The organism is Streptomyces sp. NPDC020917, assembly GCF_044333795.1.
GTDB lineage: Bacteria > Actinomycetota > Actinomycetes > Streptomycetales > Streptomycetaceae > Actinacidiphila.
Window position 1 is genome coordinate 155308 of the sequence record NZ_JBIRRR010000014.1, and the last position, 14046, is coordinate 169353.

At 72.7% G+C, this 14046-nt stretch carries 11 protein-coding genes; 6 read left to right on the forward strand and 5 right to left on the reverse strand.

The genetic code is table 11. The annotated features are described in order from the left end of the window. Positions 1 to 2 precede the first annotated feature (2 nt). The 6 genes from ACH4TG_RS26975 to ACH4TG_RS27000 are packed head-to-tail and all read left to right on the forward strand — an operon-like array spanning position 3 to position 8118. Positions 3 to 935: a DUF6895 family protein gene (locus ACH4TG_RS26975; protein WP_398245118.1), complete on the forward strand. Its 933-nt coding sequence runs from the start codon at positions 3 to 5 to the stop codon at positions 933 to 935. After that, complete coding sequence (locus ACH4TG_RS26980) at positions 932 to 2281, forward strand: MFS transporter (RefSeq protein WP_398245119.1); 1350 nt, start codon at positions 932 to 934, stop codon at positions 2279 to 2281. The genes ACH4TG_RS26975 and ACH4TG_RS26980 overlap by 4 nt, the downstream gene beginning before the upstream one ends. Continuing rightward, positions 2278 to 5508 carry an ATP-binding protein gene (locus tag ACH4TG_RS26985; protein WP_398245120.1) on the forward strand — a complete coding sequence of 1077 codons (3231 nt, stop codon included), beginning with the start codon at positions 2278 to 2280 and terminating at the stop codon, positions 5506 to 5508. Before ACH4TG_RS26980 ends, ACH4TG_RS26985 begins: the two co-directional genes overlap by 4 nt. Continuing rightward, positions 5501 to 6376 carry a S8 family serine peptidase gene (locus ACH4TG_RS26990; RefSeq protein WP_398245121.1) on the forward strand — a complete coding sequence of 292 codons (876 nt, stop codon included), beginning with the start codon at positions 5501 to 5503 and terminating at the stop codon, positions 6374 to 6376. The genes ACH4TG_RS26985 and ACH4TG_RS26990 overlap by 8 nt, the downstream gene beginning before the upstream one ends. Beyond that, positions 6366 to 7073 carry a GAF domain-containing protein gene (locus ACH4TG_RS26995; protein ID WP_398245122.1) on the forward strand — a complete coding sequence of 236 codons (708 nt, stop codon included), beginning with the start codon at positions 6366 to 6368 and terminating at the stop codon, positions 7071 to 7073. Before ACH4TG_RS26990 ends, ACH4TG_RS26995 begins: the two co-directional genes overlap by 11 nt. A gap of 52 nt (positions 7074 to 7125) precedes the next feature. Then, the gene (locus ACH4TG_RS27000; RefSeq protein WP_398245123.1) at positions 7126 to 8118 is read left to right on the forward strand and encodes a RimK family alpha-L-glutamate ligase; all 993 of its coding nucleotides are present in this window, start codon (positions 7126 to 7128) and stop codon (positions 8116 to 8118) included. Here the strand turns inward: ACH4TG_RS27000 and ACH4TG_RS27005 are convergent. Genes ACH4TG_RS27005 through ACH4TG_RS27025 form a run of 5 tightly spaced genes read right to left on the reverse strand, consistent with a single transcriptional unit; the run spans position 8115 to position 13765 of the window. After that, complete coding sequence (locus ACH4TG_RS27005) at positions 8115 to 8561, reverse strand: hypothetical protein (RefSeq protein ID WP_398245124.1); 447 nt, start codon at positions 8559 to 8561, stop codon at positions 8115 to 8117. The genes ACH4TG_RS27000 and ACH4TG_RS27005 overlap by 4 nt on opposite strands. Beyond that, positions 8561 to 9703: a hypothetical protein gene (locus ACH4TG_RS27010; protein ID WP_398245125.1), complete on the reverse strand. Its 1143-nt coding sequence runs from the start codon at positions 9701 to 9703 to the stop codon at positions 8561 to 8563. Before ACH4TG_RS27010 ends, ACH4TG_RS27005 begins: the two co-directional genes overlap by 1 nt. Continuing rightward, entirely contained in the window at positions 9700 to 11694 is a 1995-nt protein-coding gene (locus ACH4TG_RS27015; RefSeq protein ID WP_398245127.1) for a hypothetical protein, read from the reverse strand. The genes ACH4TG_RS27010 and ACH4TG_RS27015 overlap by 4 nt, the downstream gene beginning before the upstream one ends. Next, positions 11691 to 12464, reverse strand: a complete 774-nt coding sequence (locus ACH4TG_RS27020; protein WP_398245128.1) for a toll/interleukin-1 receptor domain-containing protein — start codon at positions 12462 to 12464, stop codon at positions 11691 to 11693. The genes ACH4TG_RS27015 and ACH4TG_RS27020 overlap by 4 nt, the downstream gene beginning before the upstream one ends. A gap of 8 nt (positions 12465 to 12472) precedes the next feature. Beyond that, positions 12473 to 13765, reverse strand: coding sequence for a helix-turn-helix domain-containing protein (locus tag ACH4TG_RS27025; protein ID WP_398245129.1), 1293 nt, complete (start codon positions 13763 to 13765; stop codon positions 12473 to 12475). Between the last annotated feature and the right edge of the window lie 281 nt (positions 13766 to 14046).

Genomic DNA, 14046 nt, shown 5'->3' on the forward strand with positions numbered 1-14046 from the left:
ACATGTCCGGAGCACTGGACCGGCTGCGGACCGGCACCCTCGACTGGCTCCAGCACCACCTCGACTACTTCGACCCGTCCACGGAAGCCGCACGGTCGTCCGCGCACGGGAAGGCGAAGGCCGCCCTGGAACTGGCGCTGCTGTGCCACTGCGCGGCGCGCCCCGGCACTTGCGACGACCCGCGCGCCGACCAGGCCACCGACCTGGTGCGGACGCTGTGGCAGCGCACGGACCTGGCGGGGCTGCTCGGCGCGGAACCCCGCTACGCCGCCTCCTACGCGCTGGCGTCCGTCGCGTTCGCTCCCGGCGGGATCGACGAGCGGGTGTGCCGCGGCGCGCTCGCCGCCCTGGCCGGCGACGAGCTGTCCGCGGCGGGCGCATCCCCCTACCAGCGACTGGAGTTGCGGTACTACGCCGACAAGGCCGGGGTGCCGCACACGCTCGAACCCTACGAGGAACTCGCCGCCGCAGGCGTCCTCGCCACCCTGCCCGCCGCCGTCGCCGAACGCCGGCCCGCGCCCGGGGAGGCCCCGGTGACGATCCCCGAGGCCTACGCGCTCACCCATTCCAGCTTCTACCTCAGCGACTTCGGCGCGACCGCCCCCCAACTGCCCGCCGGCACCGCGGCGTCGGCCCTGCCGCTGGTCCACCTGCTGCTCGGCCACTGCGTCGAGCGCGAATGGTGGGACCTGGCGGCCGAACTGCTGCTGACCGGAGCCTGCCTGGGCGCCGAACCGCTCGCGGCCCCCTGGGGCGCCGAGGCCGTCGCCTGCCTGGCCCGGGCCCAGCAGCCGGACGGCTCGATCCCCGGGCGCTCGCCCCGCACCGCCGCCACCGCGGCCGACCCGGCGGCCGTGCGGTTCGAGAAGGGCTACCACACCACCCTGGTGACCGCCCTGATGGCGCTGGTCGTGTCCCGGGTGCGTGTCGCGTGAGGCGCCGGCTGGTCCTCATCAACCCGGCCTACACCCGCCTGTGGTTCGGCCAGGCCGTCTCCTCCGTCGGCGACGCCGTGTTCAGCACCACGCTGGTCCTGTGGGTCGCCACCGTCCTGGCCAAGGGCCGGCCCTGGGCGCCCGAGGCGGTCAGCGGCGTGCTGCTGGCGACCGGCGCGGCCGTGCTGCTCGTCGGCCCGGTCGCCGGGGTGTTCGTCGACCGCTGGGACAAGCGCGCCACCATGCTGCGCACCGAGGTGCTGCGCGGCGGCCTGGTCGCCGCCCTGGCCGCCGTCTCCTTCCTGCCGGCCCACGACCTGGGGATCTGGGCGTGGCTGGCCATGGTCTACGTGACGGTGTTCGTCCTCAACGCGGCCACCCAGTTCTTCAACCCGTCCCGGTTCTCGGTCATCGCCGAACTGGTCACGGGCGAGGCGGACCGGGCCCGCGCGGCCGGCATTGCCCAGGCGACCGGGCAGACCGCCTGGATCATCGGGCCGCCGCTCGCCGCGCCCCTGCTGTTCGCCGTCGGCCTGCAGTGGGCGCTGCTGTTCAACGCCTTCTCCTACCTGGTGTCCTACATCGCCATCAGCTCGGTCGACGCCCGCCCCGCGCCGAGCACGGAACCGGACAGCCCGGCGCCCGAACGCCGTGGATTCCTGCACGACTTCACCGAGGGGCTGAGGTTCTTCCGCGGCAACCGGTTCCTGGTCGCCCTGCTCACCTTCGCCGTGATCGGCCAGCTCGGCATCGGCGCCCTGAACACCCTGAACGTCTTCTTCGCCACCAGGAACCTGCACGCCTCCGCCCACCTCTACGGCTACCTGGGAATGGCGATGGGCATCGGCGGCATCGTCGGGGCGCTGTGCGCCGGCCGGGTCGTGGAGTGGATCGGCGCCCGCAGGACCACCTGGATCGGCCTGCTGGCCGGCGGCGCCCTGCTGGTCCTGTACTCACGGCAGTCGCACTTCCCGGCAGCGCTGGCCCTGCTGTTCGTCTTCGCCCTGCCGCTGACGATGCTCAACACCGCCATGTCACCGCTGCTGCTGGCCGCCACGCCGCGCGAACTGCGCGGCCGGGTCGTCGCGGTGTTCTACCCCGTCACCCAACTGGCGGCGATGCTGGCCGCGGTGCTCTCCGGCTGGCTGGCCGGCAGCGGGCTGCGCCACCTCGACGGGTCGGTGGCCGGCCTGCGGTTCGGGCCGATCGACACCATCTTCACGGTGTCCGGGCTCGTCGTGGTGCTCGCCGGCGTCTACGCCCGCATCGCCCTCCCCGACACCGGGGAACCGGCCGCCGCCCCCGCCCCGGCGCCCGCCGAGCAGACCCTGGAGGGCACCCAGTGACCTGCTCGGCGTGCGGGCGGCAGGCCGGCGCGTCCGACCGGTTCTGCGCCGGCTGCGGCGCGCCGCTGGCCACCGGCGGTACCGAGGGCGAGACGCGCAAGCGGGTGTCCATGCTCTTCCTGGACATCGTCGGCTCCACCACGCTCGCCGAACGTCTGGACCCCGAACCGCTGCGGCAGGTCATGGACCGGTACTTCGCCAGCTGCGGCGCCCGCATCGCCGAACACGGCGGCGCCGTCGAGAAGTTCATCGGCGACGCCATCCTCGCCGGCTTCGGCGTCACCGTCGCGCACGAGGACGACGCGCTGCGCGCGGTGCGCGCCGCGACCGGCGCCCTGGCCGCGCTCGCCGACCTCACCGCCGAGCTGGGCGCCCGGTACCAGGTGGAGTTGGAGGCACGGGCCGGGATCTGCACGGGCGACGTCATGGTGATCACCGGCGAGGGCGGCTACTTCCGCGTCATCGGCGACTCGGTCAACACCGCGGCCCGGCTGCAGACCGCCGCGGCACCGGGCGAGGTGCTGATCTGCGCCGACACCGCGGCCGTGGTGCGCCGGCACGTCGGGCTGCAGGCCGTCGCCCCGCTGGAGCTGAAGGGCAAGGCGCGGCCCGTGCCGGCATGGCGGGTCACCGCCCTGGAAGGCGCCGCGGACACCCCGGAGCCGGTGCCGTTCATCGGCCGCAGCGACGAACTCGAGGAGCTCGAACGCAGCCTGCGCCGCACCCGCACCCGGCGGCAGGCGTGCCTGGCCACGGTCATCGGCGCGCCCGGCATCGGCAAGTCCCGCCTGGTGCAGGAGTTCCTCGCCCAACTTCCGGACGGCGAGGTGACGGTGCTCACCGGCCGCTGCTCCGCCTACGGCCGCGGGATCACCTACCGGCCGCTCGCCGAGATGCTCGGCTCGCTGCCCGGCGGCCGGCAGGCGCTGCCCCTGCTGCTGCGGCCGGGCGACGACGGCACCGCCGGGCCCTCCCCGGCGCACGGCCTGGTGGCCCGCACCCTCGGCACCGTCCTCGACCCCGAGGCGGACGCGGCGCGCGCCGGCGCCGAGGACATCGCCTGGGCGGTCCGCCACCTGCTCGAAGTCCTCGGCAGGTCAAGGACCGTGGTCATGGTCTGGGAGGACCTGCACTGGTCCGAGGAGACCCTGCTCGACCTCATCGACGACGTCGCCACCTGGCTGCACGACGTGCCGGTGCTGCTGCTGTGCGTCGCCCGTCCCGAACTGCTCGACGTCCGCGGCGCCTGGGGCGGGGGGAAGCCCTGCGCGATGACCCTGGAACTCGGACCGATGAGCGCCGAGCAGACCACCGCGCTCGTCGGGCGGCTGGCCGCACGCGGCGACGTCCACCCGCAGGACTACCAGGAGGTCAACGGCACGGTCGTCGAACTGTGCGACGGCAACCCGCTGTTCGCCGAGCAGCTGATGGACGTCCTGGCCGGCAGCGCTCCCGACCCGCAGATCCCGCCCACCATCCAGGCCCTGCTGGGCGCCCGGCTCGACCAGTTGCCGCGCACCGAGCGGACCCTGCTGGAGCTGGCCGCCGTCATCGGACGCGAGTTCACCCCCGGCCTGCTCCGGTCGATGGCCGGCGCCGACGGCATCGACGCCGCCGCGACGGACCGGGGCGTCGCCCTGCTGTCCCGCCGGCGGCTGCTGGAACGCGGTCCCGCCGGCACCCACCGCTTCACCCAGGCCCTGCTGCGCGAGACCGCCTACGAGTGCACGGCCAAGGCGCGCCGCGAGCACTGGCACGACTTCCTCGCCGGGCACCTCGCCGCGCAGCCCGGCCAGGACCCGGTCTCCGTCGCGTACCACGTCGAGGCGGCGTACCGGCTGCGCCGCGAACTACGGCCGGGCGACCCGGCGTTGCCCGCGCTGGCCGGCGCCGCGGCCGACACCCTCGTCGCCGAGGGCATGAACGCCCTGTCCCGCAAGGACCTGCCCGCCGCCGTCCAACTGCTTGAGCGCGGACGGGAATTGCTACCGGTCGGGGACCGGCGCCACACCACGCTCGCCCTCCACCTGTGCGACGCCGGGCTGTGGTTGCAGGACCCCGAACGCTGCCTGGCCGCGCTCGCCGCCGCCGAGGCCGCGCTGCCCGGCGACTCCCGCAACGCGACGGTCTGCGCGATCCAGCGGGCCCTCGTGGACCTGCGGCTGGGCCTCGCCGAGCCGGCGGAGGTGACCGCCCGATCGGCGCGGCTCGCCGGGCAGCTGAGCGCCGATCCGGACGACGACCTCGGCTGGTGCCGGCTGGAGCAGCTCCGCGCCCACCTCGAACTCGCCGCCGAGACATACGCGTTGGCGGAGGCGTCGTTCGCCCGCGCGCTGAAGCGGGCACGGCGGACGGCCGACCCCTACGAGGACGACCGGCTGCTCGCGGCCCTGTGCGAACTGGCCCAGTGGGCACCCACCCCGGTGGCCGCGGGGCTGGAGCTGTGCGACGCCCTCGCCGCGCGCTTCGCCGCCGGCCGCTCCCTGCTGCTGCCCGTCCTGGTGACCCGGGCCCATCTGCAGGCGCTTCATGGCGACATCGACGGCGCGCGGCACACCCTCGACGGCGCCCTCGCGTACTCCCGCCAGGACCGTCTCGACCTGGCCGACGCCGTGGTGCTGGACGCCGCCGGCTTCGTCGAGTCGCTGGCCGGAGCCCACGAGGCCGCCGAGGCGCGGTACCGGCAGAGCCTGGGCGTGCTCCGCACCACGCCGCACGCGGTGGACACCCGCGGCACCGAAGTCGCCGTCGCCAGGGCGCTGTTCGCGCAAGGAAGAGTGGACGCCGCCCGCACCGCCCTCGACCGGATCGAGGAGCAGGACGCGGACGCCGGGCACCCCGGCCTGCGGGCCCGGCTGGGCGCCGCCGCCCTGCGCGGGAGGATCGCGTCGGCCCGCGGCCGGCACGAGGACGCGGTCGCCGCCGCCACCGAGGCACGTGCGCTCTGCACCTCCTCCGACGACCTGTGCCTGACCGGCGAGACCCTGTTCGACCTGGCGGTGGTGCTCAGGGCGGCCGGGGAGCCGGCGCGCGCCACCGCAGCGGCGATCGAGGCGCTGCGCAGCTTCGAGGCCAAGGGGGCCGCGCTGCCGGCCGGGCAGGTCCGCGGCTGGCTTGCGGCCGGCGAGGGCGTTGCGGCGGGCGGGGCTGTCGCGGCCGGCGACGAGAGGCCGGCCGGTCACGGTGGTACGGCGGGCGACGGCGGGGGAGGAGGTCCTGGTGACTGACTCACCGCCCTGGCGCAGACCGCCGCGTGACCACTTCCCCGGAGTGCCCGCCTGGAGCATGCCGGTGGCCGCCATGCCCGAGGAACCCTTCGATGTCGTCCGGCACGGCCCGGTGACCCCGCAGTGGGCCTGGGGCGGCGCGGACGGCTCCGGCGTGCGGGTCTGCCTGCTGGACAGCGGGGTGGACGCCGACCACCCGATGGTCGGCGGCCTCGACGGCGCCCTGGACGTGGTCGAGGCGGACGACGGCGCCTTCACCGTCACACCCGCCGACGTCGGGGACACCGCGGGGCACGGCACCGCGTGCGCGAGCGTCATCCGCTCCGTGGCCCCCGCCGTGTCCCTCACCTCCGTACGGGTGCTGTCCGGCGGCCGGTTCGGCAGCGGACCCGCGCTGCTCGCGGGCCTGGCCTGGGCGGTGGAGCAGGGCTTCGACGTCATCAACATGAGCCTGTCCACCACGAAGGCCGCCTTCCGCGAGGACCTGCGCGACCTCGCGGACAGCGCCTACTTCCGGCGGTGCGTCATCGTCGCCTCGGCGCACAACATGCCGGTGCGCAGCTATCCGTGGCCGTTCGCCTCCGTCATCTCGGTGGCCAGCCACGACAGTCCCGACCCGATGACCTACTACTACAACCCGACGCCGCCGGTGGAGTTCTACGCCCGGGGGGTGCGCGTGCCGGTCGCGGGGCCCGGCAACCGGCAGTTCCTCAGCACCGGGAACAGCTTCGCCACGCCGCACATCGCCGGAATCTGCGCGCTCGTCCTCAGCAAGCACCCGTCGCTGACGCCGTTCCAGCTCAAGTCCGTTCTCTACCTGGCCGCGCGGAACGTGGCCGTACCCGAGGGAGGCGCGCGTGCCCACTGACGCCCCGGAGATGGCCGACGCCCTCCAGCGACGGCTGCTCCAGTCGATCGTCGAGGTCGCCCGCAGCATCTTCGGCGCAGCCGCGGCCTCCGTGCTCCTGCTGGACCCCGCCGACGACGACCTGGTCTTCGAAGCGGTCGCGGGCGAGGGCGAACAGCACCTGGTGGGAAGCCGGTTCCCCAGCGGCACCGGCATCGCCGGGTGGGCGATGGCCTCCGGCCAGCCGCTCGCGATCGACGACGTGACCGACAACCCGCTGTTCGCCCGCAAGGCCGCCGAGTCCACCGGTTACGTGCCGCGCAGCCTCATGGCCGCACCGCTGCTGTGCGGCGGCGACTGCGTCGGCGTGCTGGAAGTCCTGGACCGCGACAGCCGCCCGCGCTCCGACCTCGGCGACATGGCCTCGCTCGGACTGCTGGCCACCGAGATGGCGACCGTGCTGGAACTCGTCGTCCACCTGCGGGCCGGGAAGGCCGGGCGGCCGGCCCCGTCGCCCGCCTCCACCGAGGCGCGGCCGACGCCAGGAGCAGCCGGCGCACGCACGCCGCGAGACGACGGCGCACACACCCCGGGAGGCGACGACGCGCTGCTGCGACGTGTCGCGGACCGGCTGCCCCGCGCCCCGGAGCATGTGGCCGCGACCGTGACCAAGCTGCTCACCATGGCCGACGAGCTGCTGGCCGCCGGCGATGGCTGACGGCCACGAGACCTTTCTGGCCCAACTCTCGTGCCGCGCAAGGGTCATCGACGTGCGGCCGCGTCCCGTGCCGGCCGTCCTCCTGCTCTCCCGTACCTGCGACACCGACCTCGACCCGGTGGCGCGGCGGCTCGCCGAGGACGGCGTGCCGTGCGTGCGGCTCAACGCCGACGAGACCCGCGGCGCCGACCTGTGCGCCGAGCCCGACGGGCGCTGCGTCCGGGTCAACGGCCGCCTGCTGGCACCCACGGTCGCGTGGATCCGGCACTTCGACCCGCCCGCCGTGCCGCCCGCCGTCCCGGACGCTCCCGACGCGGCCGCGGCCGCGACCGCGTTCCTGCGGGAGTCCTGGCTCGCCGCGTGCGACGACCTGGCGGCGGTCTCCGGCACGGCCATCCGCGCCCACCGCCCGGGCACTCTCGCGCAGTTGCGGCTCGCCCGGCGCCACGGCGTCGCGGTGCCGCGCACCGTCCTGACCACCGACCCGCACGGCGTCCTCGACCGCTTCGACAGCCCCCGGCTGGTCGTCAAGGCCGCGCACCGCCACTTCGTCGAGACGGCCCCCGGCCGGCTGACCGGCGTCTTCCCCGTCATCACCGACCGCGACGAACTGGCCGCCGGCCCCCGCCCGGGACCACCCGTGCTCGTCCAGGAACACATCGCGCACGAAGCGGAGTTGCGGGTCTACTACGCGGCGGGCCGGATCGTCGCCTTCCGGGTCACCAAGGGCGCGCCCGACGAGCCGTGGACGGCCCCGGGCCGGATCGGTGCCGAACTCGTGGAACCGCCGCCCCCGGTGGCCGCCGCCACCACGAGGCTCGCCGCGGCGATGTCCCTGCGCTTCGGGGCGTTCGACTTCCTCATGCGCGCCGGCGAGCCGGTCTTCCTGGAGGTCAACCCCGACGGCGACTGGCACTGGGCCGAACGCCGCGCGGGCACCACCGCGGTCACCGAGGCCGTGGCAGCCATGCTCGCCACCCTCCACCGCGCATCTCCCCCCGTCCCCGCGGACCTCCTCACCCTCCTGGCCTGGCGGCCCGCCTAGTCCCGCCCATCTTGCGGGTGCTGGACATGGACGGTGAGTCCGCTGATGCGGCCGGCTTGGATGACGGGAGCGTTCTGGACTCCGCCGTTGACCTCGTTGTGCACGGTGCACTGACCTGGTGCCGCCGTGTCGGCCAGGCGCCGCAAGGAGTTGAGGAGATCGCGCAGTTCCCTTGAGGTGGCAAGGCCCGATGTGACCGACCGCACCAGCTGGGTGCGCCATTGATCGACGAGTTCGCGGGCGGCCCTCTCGACGTCGGCGGTGTCCGAATTCACCAGTCGTGTTCGCGTATGGTCCAGGTCTGCGAGTGCCGTGCCGCCTGAACCGCTGCGTGCGAGGAAGCGACCGGCAAGCTGGCGCGCATGGGTCCAGGAGTCCGTGGCCATGAGGGAAACCAGCGTGGTCGCTCCCGACGCTGCCAGAGCGGTGAGCTCGCTGTTCATCACATCTCCTCGGTGCTTCGGTAATCGGGGTGCCTATGGTCCGGCTCGTCGGTCGTGTCTTCCGGCACGTGGGCGTCGTCCTGCGAGGTCGCTGGCGGCTGGTCATCGAACCTGCGCAGCACATCATCGGCTGCCTCGTGCCGATCCTGGGCCCTGATCATGTCGGCGAGCTGCTTGGCCAGGAACGACCGTCGGTCGTCGCCCTCCGCGAAGCCCACCGAGTCGAAGAATCCTGCCAGATGGTCGGCAGCCTGCGGTTTCGGCTCGGCCGTCGGAGGAACGTTCGTCTCGAACCCCGCCGGGAATTGTGCGGGGAACTCCGCCGGGAACTCCACGGGAATCGGTCGGCCGAGCTGCTGTGCAAGCAGTTCCTGGAGCCGCTCGGGAATGTCGCTGTCGTTGGCCGCCGACGTGAGCTGTGCGAGCAGACCCAGGTCGGTCACCGTCTTCTCCACGTGCTCATCGTTCTTCGCGAGCCACCAGACCACAGCGCTGCCCGTGTCCTTGAGTACGTCCTCGCCCAGGTATTGCCGCTTGCTCTGCTCGTACTTGCGCTGGTGCTCCCAGACGGCCTTGTCCTTGCGTACGTCGGCGAGCCGGTCCAGGCGCTCCTGGTCGGGTGTGAGCAGCGTGACTGCGACGTTCTCCGCCATGGCCTGAAGATGTCCCGTGAGGTCCGGGCGCATTCTGCTGAGGGCGCCGCTGAGTTCGTGCTGGACGAGCGAGGCGCGGCCGGGTTCGCGCTTCTCGGTGATGGCACGGGCCCGATCCAGGACCGAATCGACTGCGAGGCCGGCGGGATTGAGAACGGGCTCGCTGCCTGAGGGCGAGAGAAGGTACCACCGTACGGTCGCTGAGAACACGAAGTCGTAGTCGGGCCACTGGCTGGGGAGCGCGACCTGGCTGACGCGGTGTTCACTGCGCTCCACCGGGGCCGCCGTGAGCTGCTCCTCGAAGCTGACCGGGATGGGGCCGCGGCGGAGCGCGGCGGCCTTGAACGCCACAGTCGGCACGGCCAGGAGTAGTGCTGCCAGCGCTGGCCAGGCCCAGACGGGCCATCGCTGCTCCAGGCCGACGATGGTCAGCAGCAGGCCGCAGAGCACGGTGAGGAAGACGGTCGTCGTCTTGCGTCCGGTCGTCATGGTCGGGTCCCCCCGGCTGAGGCTGTCGTTGAGTCGATTGGGCGTAGGCCCTGGGCGGTGCGGATCTTCGAGAGGAGCCGTTCGGTGGTCGCCGCGGCACGCTTCCGGTCTCCTTGCGTGGAGCGCTCGGCTTCGCGCGCGAGGGTGTACAGCGCGGCGAAGACACTGCCGCTCCTCCCGTCGCAGCGCCCGGCCGCGCCGACGAGAACGTCGAGCAGCATGTCACCGCCGGCCCCGTCGTCGCCTGCGGCGGTCTGCAGCCAGCGTGCGACCTGCGGTTGCCACTGCGTTCGCGGAAGCGAGGCGAGAACCCCGTGCCAGCAGGTGGTGAGGGAACGCTGGATACCGTCCTCCCGTACGAGTGGCCGCATCGCCTCGCCGTTCAAGGACAGGGGCAGCGGATCGCAGGTCTCGAGGAAGATCGCGAGCACGACCGGCTCGAACTGCGCTCTTGCGAGGCGGTCGAGCAGTAGCCTGCGCAAGCGGCGGCTCGTGGCCACGAGTACCTGCAACTCCTCCCGTGCGCGAGTGGTGCCGGGCGCGCGCCGGGCCAGGTGGTAAAGGCGGATCAGGGCCCGGTCGGGATGGGTCGCGGCGATGACGTCGGCGCAGACCCTGACCAGGACCTCCCCGAACCGGCTCTTGAGGTGACGCTCCCTGCACCACTGGTAGACGAGACTCCGCAACCGCGCACCCTGCACGGGGTCGTTGAGACCACATGCGAGCGCCCGAACGGCGGCTTCCGCTGACGACCGGCTTGCCGGCGCGGAACTCCAGCCCTCGGCAAGGGACATCAGCTCCTCTCCGCGTCCGGTCCGCAGGTACTGACCGGCCAGGCGATCCACCAGCTCGCTGTGGACCTCGGCAGTCATGTGCGGGTCCTTGAGATCCAGGAGCTGGGCCACCCAGGTGCCCAGATGCCTGCGCAGGTCGGGCACGTGGTCCCAGTAGTGGGCCCGGACGGCCGCGTCGAAGTCGAGTTGGCCGAACCGCACTCGTCCGCGGGCGTCGGTTTCGGCGCGGATCTCCTCGAACCGCTGGGACAGGTCTTTGCGTTCGAGCAGCGTGAGCTCGTCGGGCGGAGCACCAGCGATGCGCAGCAGCATCCGGGCGGCCTGGTGGACGACGTCCGCGTGGGAGCCGTGCAGCATGGCGACCGTGATCAGGAGTGCCTGCTGCGGTGCCTCGCGCAACGAGCGGGCCAGCGTGGCGACGTCGGCCCGCCGGTCGATGCCCGCGCTCTCGGCCTCGTCCCACCAGGCCGCGAACTCCGCGTCTGGTGCGGCCTCGCGGGCGCGGCGCACCAGATCGGCGAACTCCGCAACCTCCCGCAGTGGCCGGTCCCGCAGGAAGCCGGTGGACGTCTTGTCCGGCCGCATGCAGTCCTCGTATGCCAAGCCGTGCTCGCGCAGGTGCCTTCTGAGGACGTCGAGCGCGGGAGGCGGGGAGATCACCACGCGGTAGTGCTGCAGGTCGGCGTCGAGCCTTCGTCCGTGCGGCATCACGACGACCAGGTGGGCCCGCCGGTCGTGCACGGTCTTGCGCAGGGCGGGCAGGTCACCGCATGCGCGGATCCACCGGGTGTCCACGGCGGACGAGAGGTCCAGCAGGAGTTGATCGCCCTTCTCGACGAGATCGGGGTCGCGGAGGGGGAGCTCGTCGTCGTCCTCCTCTGGCTGCAGCTCCTGGAGGGTGCCGCCGTCGCGGTGGTACTCGCGCAGCAGGACCCGGGCGGCACAGGTCCGGCCGGACCCGGGCGTGCCGTCCAGGATGACGGTGCCGGTGCTGGCGAGCAGGGTCCGGGCCCGTCCCATGTTGCCGGGTGCGACCAGGACCCTGCGCGACCGGCCGAGTTGGTCGTCGGCGACGCGGCGGAAGGAGGGCCCGCCAGAGTCCGGGGAGTCCGCCGCCGCGTGAAGATGGAAATCTCCGCTCCCGGTGTGCATGAAGCCGCTCGCGTTCCCGACCCACGTGTTGGAGGAGTGCGTCACCGACCGTCGTCCTCGTTCCGCTCCGCCCGGCCGAGCCGGTTCCGGACCCCGCCCTGGTTGTCGCCCTCGAAGTACGTCATCCCGTCGCCGGAGAAGTGCCTGCCGCCCGTCACATGGCGGGTGTTCTGGTTGATGTCACCCGTACCCGTGTGGATGGTGCTTCCCCGGGAGTCCTTGATGACCGTGCCCCCGAAGTCCCCTGTGACGTCCCCGGTGATGGTCCCGGCCTGGAGGGCCGGTCCCGACACGTCACCCACCGAGTTGGTCACCGAGCCCGCCGCGGGCACCGGCTCGACCTGTGTCAGGTCCGGTAAGCCGGGGACCATGTCGGCCACCGCGTCGGCGATGCGACGGAAGCCGGACTCGGGGTCGGCCGTGTCGAAGGGGATGGACTGGATGTCGGCCAGCCGGGCGAGTTCCGGCGGCAGTTGAGCCTTGTCCAAGCGGTCCATCCTGCGGCCGTCCAAGATCGGGACCACCGGCAGCGCGCAGGCGAACGCCTCCTCGATCTCCTTGCGGACCCAGTCCTGCGGATCGCGCAGCCGGGCCTGGAAGTTGATCCAGTCGGGCCCGATGACCGCCAGGAGCACGGAGCAGCCCCGCAGCCTCCTCAGCAGCTTGTCGGGGTAGGTTTGGCCGGCGGTGATGGACCGCGACGCCCGGAAAACGCGATCCCGGCCGTACCGGCGCAACAGCTCCTGATCGATCAGCGCGGCGGTCTTCTCGCCGTCACCAGTCCGGTAATTGATGAAGATCTCTTCCACGGTCATCCCTCTTCTCAGGGTGTGGGTAAGGAGGTCAATGTGCCGAGCCGCGGCGCCAGGAGGCGGACCGACGGGTGATCGGAATGGCGGGACAGGACGCGGGCCAGTCGCCGAAGATCGGTCGTCACGGTTGCCGACCGCACCGCAGCCACTCCGTCGAGCAGCGGGCCTGCCAGTGCACAGGCGTGATCGATGTCGCCGTCCGCGGCGTACGCGAGTGCCCGGCGCACCCCGTACCTCACCTGGGTACGCAGTGCGTCCGCGCCCACCAGGGCGAGTTGGCGGTCCAGGTGCTCGCTCGCCTCCCGTGTCCGCCCGAGATCGACCAGGCACCATCCGGTCACCATGCCGACGGGATCGGGAAGATGCATGGTGCCGATCACCGGCCCCTCGGAGTCGCTCCCCTGCGCCAGGAACTCCCGGGCACGATCGAGGGCGCGCATACAGGCGCTGCGGTCGCCCGCGAGCGCGTGACCTTGCGCCTCACGCTGCGCGGCCAGGCCGCGAATCCGCGGAGGCAGAGTGCCGTTCTGGGCGCGGTGGGCCAGGGCGATCGTCTGCGCGGCATCGTTCCGGTACAGCGTGACCAGTGCCCGGCGGACCAGGGCGTAGCCGGCCAGCGCCCGATCGCCTCCGGCCCCCGCGAGTTCGACGGCGCGCTGTGTCCACCACAGGGCCGCCCGGTCGTTTCCGGTCTCCTGCACCAGCCATCCGACGTACTCGGCATAGCGGGAGCCGAGCGCGAGCAACTCCGCACGGGTGCGGGCGTCGGCGTGGGTGGACAACTCCCGCAGCGTGTGGGTCTGGGCGATGAGAACAGGCAGGAGCAGCCCGGGCTCCACGCTCTGACCGAGCCGCCGGTAGTGCGTGAATAGCGAACGGGATGCCTCGAGCATCCCTGCCCCGGTGTCCGGGGCGAGCGCTCCCCTCTCGTCGGACCGCCACGTCATGAGGGAGGCGACGCCGGCGCCCATCACCTCCCGTCGGCCTACGGGGTGGAACCAATTCGGGCCGTCCGGGGACAACTGCATGGTCCACTCCTCCTCGTGGGGGGCGTCGTCCGAAGCTGCTTCGCAGGTTGGGATCGGCTGGGTCGTGGTGATCAGGGCGATCAGGGATCCGTCGGCGCCGAGGGCGGCGTCGCACAAGCGGGCGAGGTCGTGGCTCGGTGTCTTGATGCCTCGCTCGACCTTGCTGAGCTGCGCCTTGCTGTAGTGCACGACCCGGGACAACGCCGTGAGACTCATCGCGGCAACGAGACGTCGCCTCCTCAGCTCTTCACCGAAGAGCGTGGACGGCTGCGGCACGGAAACCTCCCAAGACCGTCCGTCCCGGTCGAGGAGCGCTGCACGAAAGAGTGCGGCAGAGCCCACCGGACGGACAAGGCGATCGATGGTGTTTCCCGTTTCCTTCTCCGACGCTGGAGCGCGTCATGCGCGTACCTTGCGGCGGGCGAAGGGTTTGCGACACGCGCTCCCAGCGGGCGAACGGGCTGGCGTCGGCTGGAGCGGGGTTGAGCCGTGGCACGTCCTGGTCGACCCCGAGGGAATGGGGTTCTTCCTACTCAAGGGCGACCCAGGGGGCGAAC